12 protein-coding genes are annotated in these 21,907 nt (G+C 33.0%); 5 read left to right on the top strand and 7 right to left on the bottom strand.

All coding sequences use genetic code 11. The features are described 5' to 3' along the window. Positions 1–830 (top strand): ABC transporter ATP-binding protein (locus tag ACH2BG_RS03330; protein ID WP_395046313.1); only part of this gene is annotated, 830 nt, incomplete at its 5' end. Here ACH2BG_RS03330 and ACH2BG_RS03325 read toward each other — a convergent pair. Next, positions 807–1,580 carry a TSUP family transporter gene (locus ACH2BG_RS03325; RefSeq protein ID WP_395046312.1) on the bottom strand — a complete coding sequence of 258 codons (774 nt, stop codon included), beginning with the start codon at positions 1,578–1,580 and terminating at the stop codon, positions 807–809. The genes ACH2BG_RS03330 and ACH2BG_RS03325 overlap by 24 nt on opposite strands. A gap of 103 nt (positions 1,581–1,683) precedes the next feature. Between ACH2BG_RS03325 and ACH2BG_RS03320 the strand changes: the two genes are divergently transcribed. Beyond that, positions 1,684–2,691: a 3-oxoacyl-ACP synthase III family protein gene (locus tag ACH2BG_RS03320; protein ID WP_395046311.1), complete on the top strand. Its 1,008-nt coding sequence runs from the start codon at positions 1,684–1,686 to the stop codon at positions 2,689–2,691. Between the two features lie 92 nt (positions 2,692–2,783). Here ACH2BG_RS03320 and ACH2BG_RS03315 read toward each other — a convergent pair whose 3' ends face one another. The 4 genes from ACH2BG_RS03315 to ACH2BG_RS03300 form a co-directional block, all read right to left on the bottom strand. Continuing rightward, positions 2,784–5,255 (bottom strand): TonB-dependent receptor domain-containing protein, encoded by a 2,472-nt coding sequence (locus ACH2BG_RS03315; protein WP_395046310.1) that lies wholly within the window; start codon positions 5,253–5,255, stop codon positions 2,784–2,786. 173 nt (positions 5,256–5,428) lie between these two features. Further along, positions 5,429–7,834 (bottom strand): TonB-dependent receptor domain-containing protein, encoded by a 2,406-nt coding sequence (locus ACH2BG_RS03310; protein ID WP_395046309.1) that lies wholly within the window; start codon positions 7,832–7,834, stop codon positions 5,429–5,431. Between the two features lie 217 nt (positions 7,835–8,051). Further along, positions 8,052–12,872, bottom strand: a complete 4,821-nt coding sequence (locus ACH2BG_RS03305; RefSeq protein WP_395046308.1) for a choice-of-anchor L domain-containing protein — start codon at positions 12,870–12,872, stop codon at positions 8,052–8,054. A 347-nt stretch (positions 12,873–13,219) separates the two neighbouring features. Then, a complete protein-coding gene (locus ACH2BG_RS03300) occupies positions 13,220–15,718 on the bottom strand; it encodes a T9SS type A sorting domain-containing protein (RefSeq protein ID WP_395046307.1) in 2,499 nt (832 codons plus the stop codon). 203 nt (positions 15,719–15,921) lie between these two features. On the opposite strand from ACH2BG_RS03300, the gene argS reads away from it, so the two are divergent. After that, the gene (argS, locus tag ACH2BG_RS03295; RefSeq protein WP_395046306.1) at positions 15,922–17,697 is read left to right on the top strand and encodes an arginine--tRNA ligase; all 1,776 of its coding nucleotides are present in this window, start codon (positions 15,922–15,924) and stop codon (positions 17,695–17,697) included. Between the two features lie 56 nt (positions 17,698–17,753). Here the strand turns inward: argS and ACH2BG_RS03290 are convergent, their stop codons facing one another. Together ACH2BG_RS03290 and ACH2BG_RS03285 are read right to left on the bottom strand one after the other, a co-directional pair. Beyond that, positions 17,754–18,092, bottom strand: a complete 339-nt coding sequence (locus ACH2BG_RS03290; protein WP_395046305.1) for a DUF6686 family protein — start codon at positions 18,090–18,092, stop codon at positions 17,754–17,756. A gap of 5 nt (positions 18,093–18,097) precedes the next feature. Beyond that, positions 18,098–19,009: a DUF6607 family protein gene (locus ACH2BG_RS03285; protein WP_395046304.1), complete on the bottom strand. Its 912-nt coding sequence runs from the start codon at positions 19,007–19,009 to the stop codon at positions 18,098–18,100. 109 nt (positions 19,010–19,118) lie between these two features. Here ACH2BG_RS03285 and ACH2BG_RS03280 point away from each other — a divergent pair, with 109 nt between their 5' ends. Together ACH2BG_RS03280 and ACH2BG_RS03275 are read left to right on the top strand one after the other, a co-directional pair. Further along, positions 19,119–21,194 (top strand): TonB-dependent receptor plug domain-containing protein, encoded by a 2,076-nt coding sequence (locus ACH2BG_RS03280; RefSeq protein ID WP_395046303.1) that lies wholly within the window; start codon positions 19,119–19,121, stop codon positions 21,192–21,194. 26 nt (positions 21,195–21,220) lie between these two features. Then, on the top strand, positions 21,221–21,844 hold the full coding sequence (locus ACH2BG_RS03275; protein WP_395046302.1) for an HmuY family protein: 624 nt from the start codon (positions 21,221–21,223) through the stop codon (positions 21,842–21,844). Positions 21,845–21,907: the final 63 nt, after the last annotated feature.

Below are 21,907 nucleotides of genomic sequence, written 5' to 3'. Positions count from 1 at the left end.
TAATTTATGGCTTATACGATTTAGATGAAGGTCAGTTATTTTGGAAAGAAGCAGAAGTTTTAGGCCCAAAATTCAATTTAATTCCAGGTGTGGATTGTATGAAATATTTGGCACAAGATTTCGATTTGATGCCGTACATAACTGTAGCCGAAAACGTAGGAAAGTATTTGTCGAATATAAATAAAGAGCAAAAAAATAATCGCATTCAGGAATTGCTCGAAATTGTCGAAATGACAGAATTTGCCCATGTAAAAGCAAAATTTCTTAGCGGAGGACAACAACAACGCGTTGCTATTGCTAGAGTCTTAGCACTTGAGCCTGAAGTTTTATTGCTAGACGAACCGTTTAGTCATATAGACAATTTCAGAAAAAATGCTTTGCGCAGAAACCTATTTTCATATCTCAAAGAAAAAAATATTACTTGTTTGGTTGCTACTCATGACAGTACAGATGCTTTGTCTTTTTCTGATGAAACCATCATTTTACACGACGGAAAAATTCTAGAAAAAGGCATTTCAAAAGAAATTTATGTGAATCCGGTGCATAAATATACAGCATCGCTTTTTGGCGAAGTTAACGAGCTTAAATTATCGCAATTTACTTTTGTAGAAGGAGAAAATGAAATTGTTTTGTTGTATCCGCATCAACTGAAAATGTCCGAAAACGGAATTTTGAAAGTTACAGTAAAACAATCTTATTTTCGAGGAAGTCATTATTTAATCAAATCAGTTTCTGATAAAAAAGTAATTTTTTTTGATCACGATTCGTACTTGAAATATAATGAGGAAGTGAACTTGTCTGCTTTTTTAAATAATCCCGAAAATCAATAAAAAACCATAACCAAGTAACATAAACGCCACAATATTCTGAATAGATTTATAGGTTGTTTTTTGCAATAGTTTATTACCAAAATAAACTCCTAAAAATGCCGAAAGTGTTGCGAATAGTACTAGTTTATAATTTAGCGAAAGTTCATTATTTACTATTTTAGGAATATAAATACTCAATCTCGAAACATCGACCAAACAAGCAATAACAACCCCTGTGGCTATAAATGATTCTTTGCTTAAGCCAGAACGAATTAAGAAAGCACTACGCAATGCGCCTTGATGACCCGAAATTCCGCCAAAAAAGCCACTTAAAACACCTCCAATAGATAAATATTTTTTATCGAATTCTAAGTTTTTTAGTCTCGGAATAAAATCGAACAAAGAAAAAATAATTAGTAACAGTCCAATGATAAGTTTCAAAGGCATTATTTCAAATGATTTCTCAGAAATAGAATATTCAAATATGGGTTGCATTTGGGTTAATAATTTTAATAGATAAGCACCAAGAAAAGCAAAAAATATGGCTGGAATTCCGAACTTAAAAATAACATCTTTATTAGCTCTCTGTCCAAAGAGAAATAGTTTGAAAATATTATTCATAAAATGTACCAAAGCAGTAAGTACAACCGCAATTTCTATTGGAAAGAATAACCCAAAAACGGGTAGAAGAATTGTACCCAACCCAAAACCCGAAAATAAGGTTAAAGCGGAGCCCAATAGCGCAACAATACAAATTATAAAATATTCCATAGGTTTTTTATTTATACAAATTAAGTAAAACTAACTAACTTTAATTGCTTAATTTTACAATAAGTGTAAATTTGCAAACTGATTTTTAATAAAAATATAAAATATGTATCATTCTAAAATTACGGGACTAGGTCATTATGTTCCAGACAATATAGTTACAAACGACGATTTAGCAAAAATTATCGATACCAATGACGAGTGGATTCAGGAACGAACTGGTATTCAGGAGCGTCGCCACATTGTAAGAGGAGAAGATACCACAACATCGATGGGTGTAAAAGCCGCAAAAATAGCAATTGAACGTTCTGGATTGGCTAACGATGACATTGATTTTATTGTTTTTGCCACCATTTCTCCAGATTACTATTTTCCAGGACCAGGTGTTGCGTTGCAAAAAGAATTAGGTTTAAGAACTATTGGAGCATTAGATGTTAGAAACCAATGTTCGGGATTTATATATGCACTTTCGATTGCAGACCAATATATTAAAACAGGAATGTATAAAAACATTCTAGTTGTTGCTTCAGAAGTACAATCATTAGGATTAGATATGACCACTCGAGGACGTAATGTTTCGGTTATTTTTGGAGATGGAGCAGGAGCAGCAGTTTTAAGCAGAGAAGATGATGTAACCAAAGGAATTTTATCGACACATTTACACTCCGAAGGGGAGCATGCAAAAGAATTATCTGTCTTAGCACCAGGAATGGGCGGACGTTGGGTTTCGGATATTATTGCCGAAAACAATCCAGATGACGAAAGTTATTTCCCTTATATGAATGGGCAATTTGTGTTTAAACACGCTGTGGTTCGTTTTAGTGAAGTAATAAATGAGGGTTTAGAAGCTAATAATTTGCAAGTTTCGGATATAGATATGCTAATTCCGCACCAAGCGAATTTGAGAATTTCTCAGTTTATACAAAAGAAATTTGGTTTGAATGACGATCAGGTTTTTAACAACATTCAAAAATACGGAAATACTACTGCAGCATCTATTCCTATTGCTTTGACTGAAGCTTGGGAACAAGGAAAAATTAAGTCTGGCGACACGGTTGTTCTCGCTGCATTTGGTTCAGGTTTTACTTGGGCAAGTGCCATTATTAAATGGTAGATTATTAAACAACAATTTCACTAATTTACACAGATTAATTTGTGTAAATTAGTGAAATTAGTGTTTATAATAAGTGCATATTTTTTGATTTCTTACAATAGTCCACCGCCACTTTGGGTTTCGTTTGCATCACGTTGTTTGCGTTGTAGTGCTTTGTTTTTTCCACCACCAAACATATAATTTAATCCTACATAAACCGTTCTGCTTTCCCAATAAAAAGCACCTGCTTGTTTGTAAGGAATACTTCCGTCAAATTGAAAATGCATGGTATTGAAAATGTCATTTAACCTTCCAGTAATACTTCCTTTTCCTTTCAGAATAGAATAAGTTGCTCCTATGTCGGCTTTATACATCGGGCTTCTCTCAAATTGTAATCCTAAATCACGACCACGATACATTCCGAATAAATTAATTTTTAGGTTTTTTGTTGCTGTAAAAGTTTGATTTACACGAGCATTAAAACTCACTACATCAACTTCACCTTTTTCTTGTAAACCAGTATTTGCATTTTGTACAGTTCCTTTTACAGTTTTAAAATAAGCATCGGTACTTGCATTTACAGACCACCATTTTGCTACTTTTAAATTTGTAGAAGCTTCAACTCCAAAGGCATTGTTATTGTCAAAATTATCATAAGAAATAATATCTTGGTTATTGTCCGTAGGGTTTTTATATATAATTCTTCCAATTTCGTTATTAATTTGTCTGTAAAAAACACCTGAAGTAATAGAACCAATTTTTACTGTTCTTGTGTAATTTACTTCAAAGGAATTGGTAAATTGTGGTTGTAAATTTGGATTTCCACGAGATTCAACCAATACAGTTGTCCATTCACGAATTGGACTAATTTGTCCTACACTTGGCCTGTCTACACGTCTTGAATAATTGAAATTAAATGAGTTTTTGTCGTTTGCAGCATAAGTAAAAAAGGCTGATGGATAAACCGAAAAGATATTATCTTCAATCGAGCGATTATCATTTACATTTTCAGTTGGTTCTGATGAATTTACTACGTTTTTAAAATCTCCTTGAATATTATAATGTTCTAATCTTACTCCAAATTGTGCACTCCATTTTTTCCATTGCTTACTATAATTGGTGTAAACTGCACTAATGTTTCTGTCAAATTTAAAGTTTGAATCTCCTATTTTATTGTAAGGAAGAGTTGCTTCAGAAACAGTTTCATCAAAATTATTTGTAATATTTTGAATTCTAGTTTCGGCACCAACTTCTAGTTTTGTAGTTTCTGATATCGGATTTACATAATCAATATTAATTTGTAAATAATCAGTGTTTCTAGCAATATCGTTGGTTTTTAGAGTTGTTTTAGGTGTTGCTTCCGTTTCGTTATAGTCTGTGTTCTCAGGGCTTTTTGTATTCGAAACGTTGACCTGAAATTCTATATTTTCACCTTTTTTAGTAAAATCGTGTTTAAAATCTAAATCGTATGTTTGAGTATTATTATCAGATTTCGATTTGAATAATTGGCTTGAGTCGCTATTTGATGGACTGATATAATTTACATCAGTCAAGCCATTACCGCTTCCGTTAGTGATGTTTTGGTTGGTATATATCGAGAATGTGTTTTTGTCATTAATATAATAATCTAACCCTAATTTTAATAAATGAGAAGTGTTTAAATTGTTAAACTCAAATATTTGCTCATTTTCTAAACCTGGTCTAAAACTGTTTATGTAACCATGGTTTCTGTTTTTTCCGTGGTTTAGTCCGTAATTACTATAAAGATTTACTTTACCCACTTTATAGTTTAGGTTTAAAGCCGTATTCAATTTAGGTGTTATGCCAAAAGTTACACCAGTATTTATACTTCCGTTAAAACCAGTACTTGCGTTTTTATGCAAAATAATATTAATAATCCCACTCATGCCTTCAGGGCTATATTTTGCCGAAGGATTTGTAATCAATTCAATTTGTTTGATAGATGAAGACGGAATTTGTTGCAACAATTGTGTTGCATCAATATTTGTAGGTTTACCATCTACTAATACTTTTACATTAGTATTTCCTCTTAAGCTCAATTCTTTGGTTTGTGGATCGACACTTACTGTAGGGATATTGTTCATTATCTCTGAAGCTGTTGTTCCAGAAGCGATTAAATCTTTACCAACAGTTACTACTTTTCTGTCTATTTTTTGCTCTATACTTGAACGTTCCTTTACGATAGAAACCTCGTTAAGTTGTGTAGATTCTTCTTCGAGAGCAATCGTTTTTAGCGTTATATTTTTGTTTTCTGGTGTTAATGTTACGTTGTTTACCTGTTTTTTGTAACCCATAAACTGAACTTCAATAGTTAGTTCTTGTAAGGCTAAGTTTGAAATGGTAAAGGTTCCGTTTTCTTTCGTAATTCCGCCAGATACAACTTTAGTGCCGTCTTTTATAGTTACTGATGCGTAAGGAATTGCTTCGTTGGTTTTTTTATCAACTACTTTTCCAGAAATACTTCCAGAAACACTTCCCGGATTTTTAGCTTCAGGAACAGAATTTTGAGCTTTTACGAAGGTAAAATTCAATAAAGTAAAAAGAATTAGGATTTTAATTTTCATAATATTTTTTTTGATAATGATGTTTTAAAACTACCGCAAAAGTAGTGTCTACTAGACGATACAAGGAATGCTTTGTTACATTTTTAAGAAATGTTTAACACGTAAAAGAAAATCCCTCGAAGTAACTCTTCGAGGGATTTTGCTCAATAAAACGTAACCAAACTCAATTATTTTTAAAACATACCGCCACCTTGTGAATCATTTTTTTCTCTTTGTTTGCGATCTAAAGCTTTGTTTTTTCCACTACCAAAACGGTAGCTGAAGTTTACATTCACAGTTTGGCTTTCCCAACGGAAAGTACCGTCAAGTATTGCAGGATCAGAACTGTGAAAAGTAGATTTCATTGTTTTAAACACATCGTTATAGCGAACACCTAACGTCCCTTTTCCATCCAAAAGATTCAAACGAACACCTAAATCAGTTTTCCACATGTCTTTGTTTGTAAACTGTAAGCTTCTTTCTCCCATTCTGTACATGGTAAACCAAATAACTCTGAAATCTTTAGTCAGTTTGAATGTGTGGTTCATTCGTGAATTGAATAACGTAGCATTAATTTCTTTTTCTACTAAATTCCCATTTCGGTCTTCAATAATTCCTTTGTTATTTTTAAAGTAGCTGTCTACTCCAAAGTTTGTATTCCACCATTTATTGAAATCTAAATTCCCTGAAACTTCTACACCATATTCCGTATTGTGATCAAAATTGGTGAAAGTTAAAAGTTGTTTTTGTGAATCATATGGATTGGTCGTTAATACTTGAGAAATATCGTCATTAATATATCTAAAGAAAACGCCTGATGTAATTGAACCAATTTTTACTTTTCTGGTATAATTTGCTTCTACCGAGTTCGTGAATTGCGGTTTCAAATCAGAATTTCCAATTTGTTCTACAGTAAGTCCAGTCCACTGTCTGATTTCATTTACTTGTTCCATGTTTGGTCTGTCTACTCTTCTAGAATAATTAAAGTTGAACGTATTATTATCAGAAGGAGTATAAGTAAAGAAAGCAGATGGATAAAAAGTAAAAATGTAATCTTTAAAAGTGTCGTCGCTTTCACTTACTTTTTTGAAAGTTCCGTTTACATCATAGCTTTCTAAACGCAACCCTAATTGGTAACTCCATTTGCCAAATTGGCTGCTGTAATTTCCGTAAGCCGATTGAATATTTCGGTTAAACACAAAATCAGAATCATAATTACCGTCTAAAATAAATTTATTTCTAGTTCCGTCAATACGGCTTTCTAAACCAACTTCAATTTTCGAAGTTTCATTTAATGGACTTACATAATCTACATTGGCAATAAAGTTTTTGCCATCACGACTCACATTATTTGTTTTTAACAGATTGCCGTTTTCATCGGTAAAAACACTGTTTTCTGGTTCAGTAGTTAGGTTGTAATTCAACTCAATATCTAATGTATTTTCTGGTTTTTCAAATTGGTGTTTGTAGGCCAAATTATACGTTTGATTTTTTTCTTTACCTGTCGAATTCTGAACCTGAGTTTTATCAGGAGTTAAAGGATTTACATAATCAACACCGTTAATAAAACGAGCAACCGGGTTGCTGATAGATTGGATCGTATAAAACGATAGTGTGTTTTTGTCGTTGATATAAAAATCGGTGCCTAATTTTGTAAAGTGATTTTTTTGAAACGGATTTATGTTAAAAGAAAGATTATAATCTTCTGTGCTATTGTACTTATCCCAGTGAATTATACCTTCGTTAAAGCTTTTTCCGTGATTTATAGAGTAGGTTGTGTAAAAATTAAATTTATTTACTCTGTAATTTAGATCTATTGAACCGTTGAACTTTGGTGTTTTGCCAAAATTTACTCCTGTGTTAAGATTTCCATTAAAGCCTAAATTCGAGTTTTTATTCAAAACGATATTGATAATACCACTCATTCCTTCAGGATTGTACTTAGCCGAAGGATTTGTAATTAATTCGATTTGCTTGATCGAAGTCGAAGGAATTTGCTGTAAAGCCTGTGCTGCTGAAAGATTGGAAGGTTTTCCATCGATAAAAATTCGCACATTTTCATTGCCTCTTAGACTTACTGTATTGTTTTGTTGATCTACTGTTACCGAAGGAATATTATTCATAATATCAGCGGCAGTAGCACCAGCTGAGATCAAATCTTTTCCAACCGTTATGACTTTTCGGTCAATTTTCTGTTCTACGGTAGATTTTTCCTTAACAATACTTACTTCAGCTAATTCTTTGGCTTCTTCTTCGAGTGTAATGTTTTTTAAGTTAAAACTTTTAGCGTCTGTTGAAAGGGTGATAGTTGTTTCATACTTTTTGTATCCCATAAAAACCACTTCTATTTTTAGTGTTTTTAAGGGGAGATTGTCTACGGTAAAGCTTCCATTGTCTTTAGTCATTCCTCCAGAAATTACTTTTCCGTCTTCTTTTACCGTTACCGAAGCGTAAGGCAGTGCTTCGTTGTTTCGCTTGTCAATAACTTTCCCTGTAATGTTACCTTGATTGAGGATAACGGGATTTGTTGGTGTCGATGTCTGTGCTTGCAAATTGACGCATATAGTCAATAGGCAAATTAAAATTGCTTTTAATTTCATTTTGATGATTGATTTTTAATTGATGATGTGTCAAAAGTAATGTAATAAATAATACCATGCAATACAAAGTACTATTTTATATTTATTTTAACATTTTATTTGCTTTTGACTACTTACTAGACGATTGACTATATGAAAAGTTACATGAATTGGAAATAAAATTAAAAAACCCTCTTAAATGCAATCATTAAGAGGGTTTTTAACTATTTGAATAGTGTTAGCGTTTTAAAGAAAAATGGGATTTAAATATTTTTGTCTCCCCTTTTTCGGTATAATCTACTGTAAACCAATAATCGGTTGCTGGTAATGGTTGTCCGTTGAAGGTTCCGTTCCAACCATCTGTTGTTGGTGTTATTTGCTTGATTAGTTTTCCGAATCTATCAAAAATAAATATAGGCGCATTTGGATTGGTCATTTTTAAATTTGGAATATTCCAAGTTTCGTGATAACCATCACCGTTTGGCGTAAAAAATTTCGGGTAATTTATCATAATTACTTTTACTGGAGCAGGTGAGCAATGTCCGTTTTTATCTCTTACCGAAATTGTATGTTCTCCAGGAGTAACGTTATAAAAGACATTACTACTTTGGTACGGTCCGTTATCTAATTGATATTCATAATTTCCTGAACCAGCTCCTAAAACATTTACAGTAATATAAGTGGGGTTTTCGAACGCATCACTATACTCGAAACTAATGTAAGGTTCATATAGGGTGACCCTTGTCGTTATGGTTTTAGGACAATTTGGAGTTACGGAAGTATCTGTAACTGTTACCGTATAAGTTCCAATTTGATTTGTTGTAATCGAGCTTGTGTTTCCACCATAAGGAGCAGTATCAAGTGTCCATGTATAAGTGTAGTTTGGATTAGATAATCCTGTATTCAAAGTCGCAAAATTTAATAAAGTTCCAGTTTCGTGGTCTTTACAAATAAAATATTCGGGATCTAATTGCGGATTAGGCAAAAGATTTACTTTTAGTCTTAATTCCGTTACTGCAAAACAAGAATTGGTTATTGTATTGTTTTGCACTCTAATCCAAACACTATCTGTAAGCGGATTATCGTTAGGATAAGCTGCTGGTGTTGGAATAGGGGTTGCTAGCGGATTATTTGCATCAGCTAAAGAGGTGTAAAATGTTAAAGTAAAATCGGCATCAGGTATTTGTCCGTTTAAGACCTGTGTTCTAATGGCTGAGTCTGTTAAATCAAACTCGAAAATACCGTCATTTAACCCAAAAGTATCACATTTTTCTAACAGATTTACAGTATAAGCAATAGGCCTTTTTACAATAGTAACAGTAAAGCTAGTTTGGTCGAAACAACTTGGCACAAATGGTGCGTTTCCACGAATATATATTGTAGTAATTCCAGAAGCAGAAATAGTAGCGTTTGATGCTAATAATCCAGTACCATCATTATTCAAATAATAATTTTCGCCAGGTTGTAAATCACTTGCTTTTAATTGATAACTCTCGCAGGTTGTAGGAACATCTGGAAGCTGCGTTACATTAAATAAAGTAATAGGTATTTCTCTTTCTATAGAACAAGTTGTGGTTGTACTTGTGCCTGATTCGGCATATACAAAAACAGAGGTTGGCGGTAAGTTTGTTGCACTATAAACAGTTCCAGCAAGTATTTCTACTCTACCTATTGTATTTGTAATAGACTGATTGTAATATTTACCAACGGTAAGTGGTTGTAAGGTAAAACTATCACAATAATTAAAAGACATAGGAAGCGTGGCGTCTAATACTGGTGTGTCATAAATAATAATATTAAATGCATATTCATCGGAACAAATCTGACGCACATTAGTTTCGGTATAAATAAAAATAGGAGTAGTGGTCGAGGTTATATAGGTTTGCTGTGTCACAATACTACCTGTTCCGTTTGGCCCTCCTGTAGCAGTATAATAATAAAAATTTGCAGGAAGTGATGGTAATGTATAAGTATCGCAAGCGTATCGGTCTACTTTTAGATTAGCAGGAATGGCAACTCCATCAAAATCGACAACAAACGAGGTTTCACTATTACAAGCTGGATCGTTCGGGTTTTCGGCATAAATATAGATAGTTTCTAAATTACTAGGTGTATTTGTTTGTAAAATAGTATAGGGCAGTGTTATTGGATTAACACCGCCTGAATTATGATAATAATTCCCTACTGGGGGCTGGCTAGTTAGAGTAAAATCATAACATGTTATGTATGAAGTTGCTACAGGTGCTAATACAGGTTTTTGATTTATAGTAATAGTCCAAGGTTGCTCGTTATAGCAAACAGGCACTAAAGCAGTTGCAGATTCTTTGTAAACATATATTGTGGTCGTTGCTGTAATAATATCATTAGGAAAAAGTTGCACATTACTAGCTGTTGCTGGACCACCTGATAAAGTGTAGTAACTGCCGCCCTCTGGATTTAGTGGTAATGTGTATGAATCACATCTAGTTACTGGAGCTGGAGCAGTTAACGTTGGTTTTAGAATTCTAATCGTAAAGGAGTAATTATATGTACAAGGAGCACCTGCTACATAATGAAATAGTGTAGTGTTGGTGTTTATTAATCCTGGTGCGATTACTGTTCCAGCTCCATTAGCTTGGGTACGGTATTCTCCAACAAGAGGAGCAGCTAAATTGTAAGAATCACAACTATCGAAGCTATCAAGGAAACTACCAGTTCCTATTACTACTGAAAAACTAGTTATAGGTGTTCTACAACCATTATTTTCGGCATACATATATACAGTGGTGTCGCTTGTTATTGGCAATATAAGGGGAGTGTAAACACCAGTCGGGACATCTAAAGTGTAATAATTTGCAGTTCCAATATCCACAGTTATAGGTTGTAAAGTATTAATGGCTGTACAGTCGAATAAGTTTGGATAAGTACCTGTTATAGTAGGAGTTTTGTTTATTGTAACATCAAAACTTGTAAATATGATACAGGTTGGATCCGTTGGCGATTGATAATATACATGTATTGTTGTAACTCCTAAAGTCGTAATAGGTGTTCCTGTTGGTGGCGGAAATAATTCGGTGTTTCCAGCTATTGGCCCTCCTGCGTTAGCAAAATATCGAGTTCCAGGATATGGGTAAGCGGGTAAAGAATAACTATCGCAAGCAGTTACGTTTCCAGGTGTTAAGTCTTGTTGTTCTACAATAGTTACTTGAAAATCTGTCTGGGCACTACATCCTGTCGTTGGATTTTGATAATAGATATAAATAAGCTGATCTATGGTTACTTCATAACCAACAGGATATAATGTGCCCGCTCCATTTTGTCCAGAGTAATAATTTCCTAAAGCAGGAGTTAGGGCAGGCAAGAAGTAGCTGACACAAACATATTGATCGGGTTTATCTTCGACAACTGGTTTGGGATTTACAATCAAATTGAAACTTATTGCACTCGAACAACTCGGATCTGTGGTTACATAAACTCTAACATATATTGTTGTATTTCCTGAATTGTATGCTGTTGTTGTATTAATAGGATTTGCTCCAGAAGCCGCGTCGGGAGCAGTAAGATGATATGAAACACTATAAATACTAGATGATTGACCTCCTAATACAGCATTATTTTGTGCTACATTACCTAAATCAAAATCAGCTAGACCAGATCCTGCAATTGTTTCGCATCTTTCCATATTACCAAGGAAATTAGCAATAGGGCTAGGTGTAAGATCTAAAACAAATGATTTAGAATAATAACAGCCTGTCGTTGGGTTTTGTATGCGTACCCAAACTGGCTTAGGTAGGCTTCCTGTTGCAACAGTATAATTAGCTGGCAATGGATTACTCCCAGCATTTGCTTCATTTTGAAACTCATGATAACTTATCTGATAAATTGAGCTTGGGTCTACAATAGGAGTGTTTGTGGCTAAATCAAAAGTGTAATTGGCAGACCCATTGTTGCATTTGTATAAGTTTATAGGGTCGGGTGTGATAATAGGTGCTTTGTATTCAATAACAATTGAATTAGTAGCAACTTCACAACTTGTCAATTGTACATAATATGTTAGAAGGTAAGTGCCAGGCTGGTTAACGATAAGATTGGGTCCTGTTTCTCCAGGAATCGGGTTTCCGTTTACGTCTTTCCACACAAAATCGAATAAATTAGGATCTAATCCTGAACTGATAGTGTAAGGTTCGTTGATATTATTGTTATTACAAGGTGCTGTTCCATTTGCAATGGTTATATCTGGCCCTAAAACATCTTGACCAAAATCGAAACTACCACCGCCTAAAAACACAGCTGAATCAAACTGATTGTCGTTATTCCCATCGGCGATAACTAGTTTTATATGATAGGTGTCGGTTGTTGATAAATTGGTAGAAGAAGCATTCATAATTACCGTTTGCCCGTTGTAATTTGTTGCCGAAGCTGCCGCTGCAGTCCCATCATTAAACAAACCAAAATAACTAGGATTAGCAGAAAGACAAGAAGGGTTATAAATACTATTTCTAATCGTTTGAACAGATATTGGAATAGTAGTACTAGGAATTACAGCTAGGTTTTGAGTTACGCCTGTTGTGTTATTAGTTAATAAAAAAGCAAAAGCATCAGGCGAAAGACATTGGTAGGTACCATACTCTTCGGAGGCAAATAAAAACTGAAAATTAAAATTAGGTGAAAACGGAGTAAAATCAAATTCTAAAACCGTAGCGTTTTTAGAAACCATAGTTACTCCAGCTGCTGCAAGAGCAGTTTGGAGGTTAACATCTCCAGCCCAACCTAATGTCCCATCACTTAAAATAGTGTTGTTTGGACCTGGAGAATTTAATACATTTCCTGTAGTCAGAATTACTCCGTTTTGTAAAGGAAAAGCGGGATTTGTATTTGTAAAATAACCAATACCGTTTGTTGATCCAAAATTTGTTCCAGTTCGAGAACTTACATTATTTATGCTTAGACAAGGGCTATTGTTTGTAAGTACTGTCCTCACTAATCCGTCAGCGTTATAAGTACCTGTATCTATAGTGATGACTTGTGAAAAACCAATAACTGAAAATAGTAAAAACGATAGTAGGATATTTTTTTTCATAGTAGGTAATTATGATTATATCTAAACAAATATATGTATAAAATCTGATTAAAGGTGCTTTTTCGTCGATAAAACGCATGCTATTAGAAATAATGACAACTAGAAATTCTTCAAAAAAAATATAAGATAAGTTTACAATTATTCGACGAGACAGAAAACTAGTTTTTAGTTTCCTAGTATAAATCTACAAATAATTTTGCAAATAAACATTCACTTTAATCTTTTAAAATATAAAGCAAACCCAATGCGATTACAAAATAAAAATACGCTAAAACCAATAATTAGTTTTAGCGTATTTTAGTAAGAAATTTGGTTTTTAACTCTTATTTTTTTCTTTAGACTAAAGATTAATTTTTAATAATCTTCCTCGTTAAGCTTTGAGAGCCGGTTGCAATTTTCATAAAATAAATTCCGTTCGAAATAGAAGATAAGTTTAACATAATTTCATGAGTATTTTCAAACTTTTTTTGAGTATAAATTATTTTACCAGTTAAATCAATAATTTCAATACTTTCAGGAATAATTTCGCCTAATTTTACTGATAAAATTCCGTTTGACGGATTTGGATATATTCCAATATTTTGAAGCTGAAATTCATCAGTTCCTAAGACTGTTGGTAAAGGAGATTGCCACACACCACGACCAAAAGTTGCTGCGGTTATGTTATTATCAACATAATTTATCTCTAAATCAGTAACTTTTACATTAGGCAAATTAGTGTCAAAAGCTGTCCAAGTAGCAGTTGTGTCATCTTTATAATATACGCCAAGATTTGTACCTACATATAATGGATTATTCGCATGTGCTTGATGCTTAATACAAAATTTCCCTATTGAAGGTAATCCTGTGGCAATATTTAAAAATGTTGTGCCACCATCAATAGATTTTAACGCTTGTCCAGATGTTCCAGCGGTTAAAATATAAAGAATATTACTGTCGGAGGAATGTACACAAATATTTGAAATGGTTGTAGATGCAGTATAAGCTAGTACAAAATTTATTCCTTTGTCAATACTTTTATATAATTGAGAACCGTTTGTAACATATATATTGTTATCATTACTAGGGTCGATAGCAATCAAATCGATATCTCCAGTCCCAATTGTTGAAATACTTTGTTGTGCCCAAGCGCCACCAGTTGACTTATATAACATAGAATATCCTGCAAAAAGTTCACCCAAACTATTTATTTCTAAAGGTGTAACCCAGTTTCCTCCATCATCATTTGTTCCTGTTTCATCTAAGGGAGCTCCAGCTACAAAACCTCCAGAACTACTACCTGCATTCGTACTTTTGTATAAAGAACCTCCGTATTGTATAAATCCGTAACTTAAATTTTGATTTAGTGGGCTTATAGCAACATCCATTCCGTCTGCGCCATAATAATTTTTCCATTGGTTTGCATTAAATGCATGACCACCATTATCTTGATGTCCTGTCATCATTTTAGATGACGTTTGTTTTGCTACAGCCAGTTTATAAATTATCCCGTTTTGAATGGTTTTTGTTAAATCGGTAAAATTAGTTCCTCCATTTGAAGAAACATAAATACCACCATCGCTTCCACAATATAATTTTGTTCCAAAAAATCTTAAAATATGAATATCTGCATGTGTATATGATACTGCCGAAGGTGAACTCCAATTGTTCATTTTTGTGAAAGAAGTTCCTCCATTTGTCGATTTCCAAACATTCAAACAACCCGTGTAAATTTCTTCAGCATTTGTTGTTGATACTGCAAGTGCTAAATCGTACCATGCTTGAGTATTTTCTAAAATATTTGTAGTATTAGTCGTCACTGTAAAATTTAGACCAGAGTCTATCGATTTATAAACACCTTGGTATCCATTACCTGTAGTAGCACTTAAAACATAAATATAATTCGGATTTGCTGGTGTCACATCAATAACCAATCGTCCAGATGAAGCTGGTAATCCAGAGGTTATTGTTGTAAAAGTAGTTCCAGAATCGGAAGATCTATAAAAAGCAGTAGCACTCACAGCATATACTATCGTTGGATCTGTTGGTTTAATTTTAATATCTTTTATGTTTCCAGTCAAAGTTCTTGTCCAAGAGGTTCCAGCATTTACTGATTTATAAAGACCAGCACTTGTCGCTACCCAAACCATATTAGAATCGGAAGGATTTACATAAATATCAGAAGCTCTACTAACTCCAGAAATAGTTCCCGTTATACTCCAAGTTGTACCGCCATTTATCGACTTGTAAACACCAATAAAACTCGTGTCTGAATGATCTCTATCTCCAGTTGCAATATAGACTATGTTAGAATTGTTTGGGTCTATAGCAATTCCAGAAACTCCAATTTGTGAAAATTCATCAAACAAAGGAACAAAACTAGTTCCTGCATTGGTCGATTTCCAAACACCACCCGCAGGAGTACCCGCATATATTATACTTGCATTGTTAGGATCTACCGCAACCGCTTGTACACGTCCTTGACCCGATGACCATGAACCTGAATTTATATATGGTAAAGTTCCAAAAACTGGTTGCCAATTACTTGTAGCAGTAATACTTCTGTTAGTTTGAGATTGTTTTTTTGCATTATAAATTTGAAGTAATTCTTCATTTGTTAGGATTGTACCATCATCATGAAGTTGATTTTCCTGATGATTAACCCAACGCATAAAAGGTTTATAACCACTTCCTTTAATACTTCTGTCATGGTGTAACCAATACTCATCAAAGGCATTTTTCATTTCGGTCATTGTCGCATTACCATCTTTAGATTGCAAATTTTGCATCCAAGGAGCATCTGGATTATATTGTGCTAATGAAGCTATACTTGCTAATAAAAAACATAAAAAAATAATTTTTTTCATAATTGTGATGCTTTAAATTTGGTTGTTTTAAAGATAATTCTTACCTAAATTAAAAGCAAATTTAGATTTTTATTTCAGAATAACTAAATTATTTAGACATTTTAGATAAAATAAAACATTCAGTTTAGTAAGGACTTAGAACTTTATGACTCTTGACTATTTAGAATAAAACAGTATCTTTGGCATCTTAAAATAAAAGTAAAATGTCACTACAAGAAATTCTAATTCCAAGTATTAAAATCGCAATTCATGAACTTTTCGATGTTACAATCGAGAAAATCGAATTTCAATCGACAAGGAAAGAATTTGAAGGAGATATTACCATGGTGATTTTTCCTTTATTAAAAGTAATAAAAGGGAATCCAGCTGATTTAGGAAATAAAATTGGAAATTATTTGGTCGAAAATGTAATCGAAGTCGAAGCTTTTAATGTAGTTTCAGGTTTTTTGAATATTGTAATTGCTAATGATTATTATATCAATTTCTTCAACAAAATAAAAACCAACGAACAATTTGGTTTTGTATCTCCAAGTGAAAATGAAAAGGCAATCATGGTCGAATATTCTTCGCCAAACACTAATAAACCTTTGCATTTAGGCCATGTTCGTAATAATCTATTAGGATATTCAGTTGCAGAAATAATCAAAGCTTCGGGGAAAAAAGTATATAAAACACAGATTATTAACGATAGAGGAATTCATATTTGTAAATCGATGCTTGCTTGGCAGAAATTTGGAAATTCAGAAACGCCACAAACTTCAGGTCTAAAAGGCGACAAATTAGTTGGTAAATATTATGTTGAGTTTGATAAAACTTACAAAGCAGAAATTAGCGAATTAATGTCGCAAGGAAAAACCGAAGAAGAAGCTAAAAAGCAAGCGCCAATCATTATCGAAGCCCAACAAATGCTCCTTGATTGGGAAGCTGGAAAACCAGAAGTAATCACTCTTTGGAAAAGCATGAACCAATGGGTTTATGATGGTTTTGCCACAACATACAAAAATTTAGGAGTGAATTTCGATTCTTATTATTACGAAAGTAACACCTATTTATTAGGAAAAGAAGTAGTTCAAATAGGATTAGACAAAGGTGTTTTCGAAAAAGATCCAGACGGTTCCGTTTGGATAGATTTGACAGAAGATGGATTAGATCGTAAAATCGTATTGCGTTCTGACGGGACAGCGGTTTATATGACACAAGATATAGGAACAGCGATTCAACGTGTTAAGGATTTTTCTGATGTTGGTGGTATGGTTTACACGGTGGGTAACGAGCAAGATTATCACTTTAGAGTTTTATTTTTGATATTAAAAAAACTTGGATTCGATTGGGCTTCAAGCTTATTTCATCTATCTTACGGAATGGTCGAATTGCCTTCTGGAAAAATGAAATCACGCGAAGGAACAGTTGTTGATGCTGATGATTTGATGGAAGAAATGACCGAAACGGCTCAAAAATTATCTGAAGATTTAGGCAAACTCGAAGATTATTCTAAAGAAGAAAAAGCCGCATTATATAAAACCATTGGTTTGGGTGCGCTAAAATATTATATGCTTAAAGTAGATCCTAAAAAATCGATGATGTTTAATCCAGAAGAGTCTGTCGATTTTGCAGGAAATACAGGTCCTTTTATTCAATATACTTATGCTCGTATTCAATCTATTTTGCGAAAAGCAAATTTTGATACAGCAGTTACAATTTCGACGGAATTACATCCAAAAGAGAAGGAACTCATCAAGCAAATAGAAATGTATCCTGAAGTGATTCAGAGTGCTGCTAGCAATCATAGTCCGGCTTTGATAGCAAATTACACTTATGATTTAGTAAAAGAATACAATTCGTTTTATCAAACAGTTTCTATTCTTGGTGAAGAAAATCACGACAAAAAAGTATTTAGAGTACAATTGTCTAAAAAAGTGGCCGATACTATAAAAACAGCTTTCAAACTTTTAGGTATTGATGTTCCGGAAAGAATGTAAATAAAAAAATCCGTCTCATTTTTTAATGAGACGGATTTTTTAACTCAAACAAAACTTCAATTCAAAATCATAGGATATTTAATATCTTCTACGCTTAAATAAAATTTTCCTTTTTTGAGATTTAGTAAGTCTAAAAGTTCATATAACTCATATCTATCTATTAGCAGCATAAGGTTTGTTTGCAAGGTAGGAATCGGAATTTTTTTCTCATAAATAGAATTTTCATACTCTTTTTCCCAATAACTAGCATCAATTTTAGATAAATAGGTTTTAAAACTCTCTAGTTCAAAAGGTGTCAAGCTAAAAGTCAAATTCTTGTACGACAATTGGAAATTTTCAGAATGCGTGCATTTAATCAAATTTCCATTCAGGCTTGTGTTTAAAAATTTACACATAGTGTTTATTTTACAATGTAACTATCAATAATTTTGTTAACGTCTTCTCTTGTAGCGTCTGATTTTAGGTCAAATAATTTCATAAATAAAAATTGATCATCCACTTTTTTCTCTAGAGATAAAGTTTTGTTTTTCAAGAAAATTATTTCCCATTGGTCTCTAACTTTTTTCCAAACCGAGTTGTTCTTTTTCCACCAATCTTGCGCTATTTTACATTTAGAATCCTCCACTTTTGTGTACACATCATGTCCTTTTTCTTGTGCTAACAAAACATCTTTTTCGTTATTTTTTCTAATTATTTTAGAATTATCTTGATCGTGAATCCAACCAGTTGCTATTGTTTCGTGCACATTAGTTCGTTGCAAAACATTATAATCATTACGAATAGTATGTTCTCTTCTTGGCAAAGGTGCGTCTGTCGTGTTTTCCCAATAATGTCTTCCATCTGCGTGAATCCAAGTAGCAGCACCTTCATATCTTGGGCTATCATCAACCTGATATACTTTTTGTGTCCATTGTCCTTTTACTTCTTTAGGCTTTAATTGACTAAAATTCCAAGTTGTTTCTTTATTGAACGTGTAAAAATTAGTGTTTTCAAATAACCAATCCTGACGCCAATGTTTTACAATGTCATTTTCATTTTTTCCAACAATTAGTAAATGTTGTAAAGAAACTTTATTGGGTTGGTCTTCTATGAGCTCTATCCATTCTAAGGCAGTGTCATGTTTTACAGGAGATTTTTTATATAAACTATCTTTTGAGTAGCTAAAAGTTTCAGCAAAATTAAATTGCACTTCATAGCAACCACACATCGATTTGATTGCTTTTATGTCTTCTTGTTTTTTTAAATCTTGACTTTTTGCCGACAAACTAGCCAGCATAATAAATGATAAAAATAGAATTGTTTTGATTTTCATAATGTTATGTTTTTATGTTAAATTTCTTTCGCAAATATATTATATTTATTTAGAATAATTAAAAATAAGACATACATTTGTCAAAAATTATTAAGAGAGATTCTAAACAATGAAAAAAATATTTTTAATTTTAACTGTAATCATCCCTTTTTGTATTGGTTTTTCTCAAGAAAAGCGAAGCGATACTGTAAACACAAATAAACTGCAAGAGGTTGTTGTTACTGCAACTCGAACCGAAAGACAGTTATCATCTTTGCCATTACCTGTACAATTAATCTCAAAAGTACAAATTAAACAAACTGGCGCCCTGCGACTTAACGATATCCTCGAAGAACAAACAGGACTGATTATTGTTCCAGATTTTGGTGGCGTTCTCGGTATTCAAATGCAAGGTTTAGACGCTCAATATACATTGATTTTGATTGATGGTGTTCCATTAATTGGTCGTTCGGCAGGAACGCTAGATTTAAGTAGAGTTACGTTAAACAATATTAAACAAATAGAAATAGTCAAAGGTGCATCGTCAAGTTTATATGGCTCTGAAGCATTAGGAGGTGTGATAAATATTATTACCGAAGCTCCAAAAAGCAAAAAAATTAGTGGTGAATTAAATAGTCGTTTGGGTTCGTTTATTACTACAGATAACAACCTGAATTTTGGTTTTGGAGTGAAGAAATTAAGTGTAAATGCATCAATAAATTCTTTTTCGACCTATGGTTACGATTTGGATAAATCCGATAATGAAAAAACCGCTTTGCCTTACAAAAACGTAACTTCTCAACTGCAACTCAATTATAAATTTTCGGATGAATGGAATTTGTTGTTATCTAACCGATATTTCGATCAAAGGAGTAATGTTGAGACTATTGTAAATAATAAAAATGCTTCGGGTAAAACCAAAACCAACGAATTTAATAGTCATTCCAGACTTTTTTACAATCCAAACCAAAATTTAAGTTTTACAGGCGAGTTTTATGCAACTCAATATTTTATAAAAGACGATGTGCGTTTCAATGATACAAATGCCATTTTGTATGATGATTTTTTTAAAGAAAATTTACTTCGTCCTGAGGTAAGAACTTCTCTCAAAAAACGAAATACAACTTATACTTCTGGATTTGGTTACAATTTCAATAATTTAGAAAGAACCTATTTTGCCCAAAAAGCATTCAATAATTCGTATTATGGATTCTTGCAATACGATTATAATCTGAAAGAAAAGTTTAATATTTTGGCGGGTTTACGATATGATAAAAATTTATCGTACGCCTCGGTTTTAAGTCCAAAATTGGCTTTGAATTATCAATTTATCAAACAGTTTTCGGTTCAAGGTTCAGCAGGTTATGGTTTCAAAGCACCCGATTTGCGACAATTATACTTCAATTTCGAAAATCTAGGCGTGGGTTACATTGTTCTCGGTTACAATGTTGCCCCAATTCGATTGGTAGAATTACAATCGCAAGGACGTATTCAAAACAGTATCGTCTCAGCCAATTTTTTCGATAAACCATTAAATCCGGAAACTAGTATTGGCTATAATTTTGGTGTCAAACACAATTTTAAAAATATAAAATCTTCCATAAACATTTTCTATAACCAAGTAAAAAACTTGATTGATACAAGAGCCGTTGCACGACTCACAAACGGACAAAATATATTTAGTTACAACAATATTGGGTCGGTTTTTACAGAAGGTTTAGAGTTCAATTCGTCCGTTAAAATCACAGAAAACATAGAAATATCTGGCGGTTATCAATACCTAATTGCGAAAGACAATGATGTAATTCAAGACATTAAATATAAAAAGGTTTTTGCTCGTGACCCAATTACATCACAATCGTTTGAACTAAAACAATCTGATTATTTCGGATTATTCAATCGCTCCAAACATACCGCAAATTTCAAATATTTTGTGAAAATTCCTATTTGGAATCTCAATCATAATTTCCGAGCAACCTACCGAAGCAAATACGGATTATTTGACACAAACAACAACGCAATTCTTGACAACTTCGATGAATTTGCAAAAGAGTATGTCATTTTTGACACCTCGATTACCAAAAAAATCAAAGAAAAAATTGAAATACAAATCGGAATCGATAATATTTTGAATTTCACCGATACACAAAATGCGAGTAACTACGCAGGAAGATTAACGTATTGTAAAGTGCAATACAATTTTTAAATATTTTAAACCTAATTTATACAATCATGAAGAATTTCAAAACAATTTTAGTATTAGCAATTTCAGTAGCTTTTTTTTCTTGTTCAAAAGACGATGAGCCAACACAAACATCAACACCAACAGCACTAACAGTGCAAACCTTTTCTAATTTGTATGCACCAGTTATAGGCGGTGGCGGACAACCCGTAAGTGGAGATTTTGTAAAATTTAGTTTTGCAACAGGTCAAGTAATAGCTACTGGCGACAACTGGGATATTGCGTTTCGGTCTACAACAATTCTTGTAAACGGTGGCGTTGCAACAACAGGACAACCTGAACGAACTGGGATAGGAGCAGCAAGTATTGTTTCTTCAATATTTTCAAATGTAACTACTGCACCAGTCGATAACTTGTTTAATCAAGATACAGCGACACTAAACGCAATCCCAACAGGCTCAGGCAATGGTTGGTATAATTACAATTCTTCAAACAATGTTATTTCGCCAATTGCAGGAAAAGTAATTGTTGTAAAAACCCACGATGGGAAATATGCCAAAATGGAAATTCTAAATTATTACCAAAACGCACCTGCAAACCCAACAGGAACTGAACCATCAAGATATTACAAATTTAATTTTGTGTACCAACCTAATGGAAGTAAAAATTTTTAAAATTATTCTAATAAAATAAATTATGAAAAAAATAAGTTTATTTATAGTGCTTTTTAGTTTTTT

This window comes from Flavobacterium sp. (assembly GCF_043779715.1).
Classification (GTDB): Bacteria; Bacteroidota; Bacteroidia; order Flavobacteriales; family Flavobacteriaceae; genus Flavobacterium.
The sequence above is the reverse complement of the archived record's forward strand: the minus strand, read 5'-3'. Positions and strand labels throughout refer to the sequence as shown.

What these genes read in the sequence shown, in the direction of transcription:
- ACH2BG_RS03280 (WP_395046303.1), top strand. Translation starts at nt 19,119, where the DNA reads ATGAAAAAAATATTTTTAATTTTAACTGTAATCATCCCTTTTTGTATT.
- ACH2BG_RS03290 (WP_395046305.1), bottom strand. Translation starts at nt 18,092, where the DNA reads ATGTGTAAATTTTTAAACACAAGCCTGAATGGAAATTTGATTAAATGC.
- ACH2BG_RS03285 (WP_395046304.1), bottom strand. Translation starts at nt 19,009, where the DNA reads ATGAAAATCAAAACAATTCTATTTTTATCATTTATTATGCTGGCTAGT.
- ACH2BG_RS03315 (WP_395046310.1), bottom strand. Translation starts at nt 5,255, where the DNA reads ATGAAAATTAAAATCCTAATTCTTTTTACTTTATTGAATTTTACCTTC.
- argS (WP_395046306.1), top strand. Translation starts at nt 15,922, where the DNA reads ATGTCACTACAAGAAATTCTAATTCCAAGTATTAAAATCGCAATTCAT.
- ACH2BG_RS03325 (WP_395046312.1), bottom strand. Translation starts at nt 1,580, where the DNA reads ATGGAATATTTTATAATTTGTATTGTTGCGCTATTGGGCTCCGCTTTA.
- ACH2BG_RS03300 (WP_395046307.1), bottom strand. Translation starts at nt 15,718, where the DNA reads ATGAAAAAAATTATTTTTTTATGTTTTTTATTAGCAAGTATAGCTTCA.
- ACH2BG_RS03310 (WP_395046309.1), bottom strand. Translation starts at nt 7,834, where the DNA reads ATGAAATTAAAAGCAATTTTAATTTGCCTATTGACTATATGCGTCAAT.
- ACH2BG_RS03320 (WP_395046311.1), top strand. Translation starts at nt 1,684, where the DNA reads ATGTATCATTCTAAAATTACGGGACTAGGTCATTATGTTCCAGACAAT.
- ACH2BG_RS03305 (WP_395046308.1), bottom strand. Translation starts at nt 12,872, where the DNA reads ATGAAAAAAAATATCCTACTATCGTTTTTACTATTTTCAGTTATTGGT.
- ACH2BG_RS03275 (WP_395046302.1), top strand. Translation starts at nt 21,221, where the DNA reads ATGAAGAATTTCAAAACAATTTTAGTATTAGCAATTTCAGTAGCTTTT.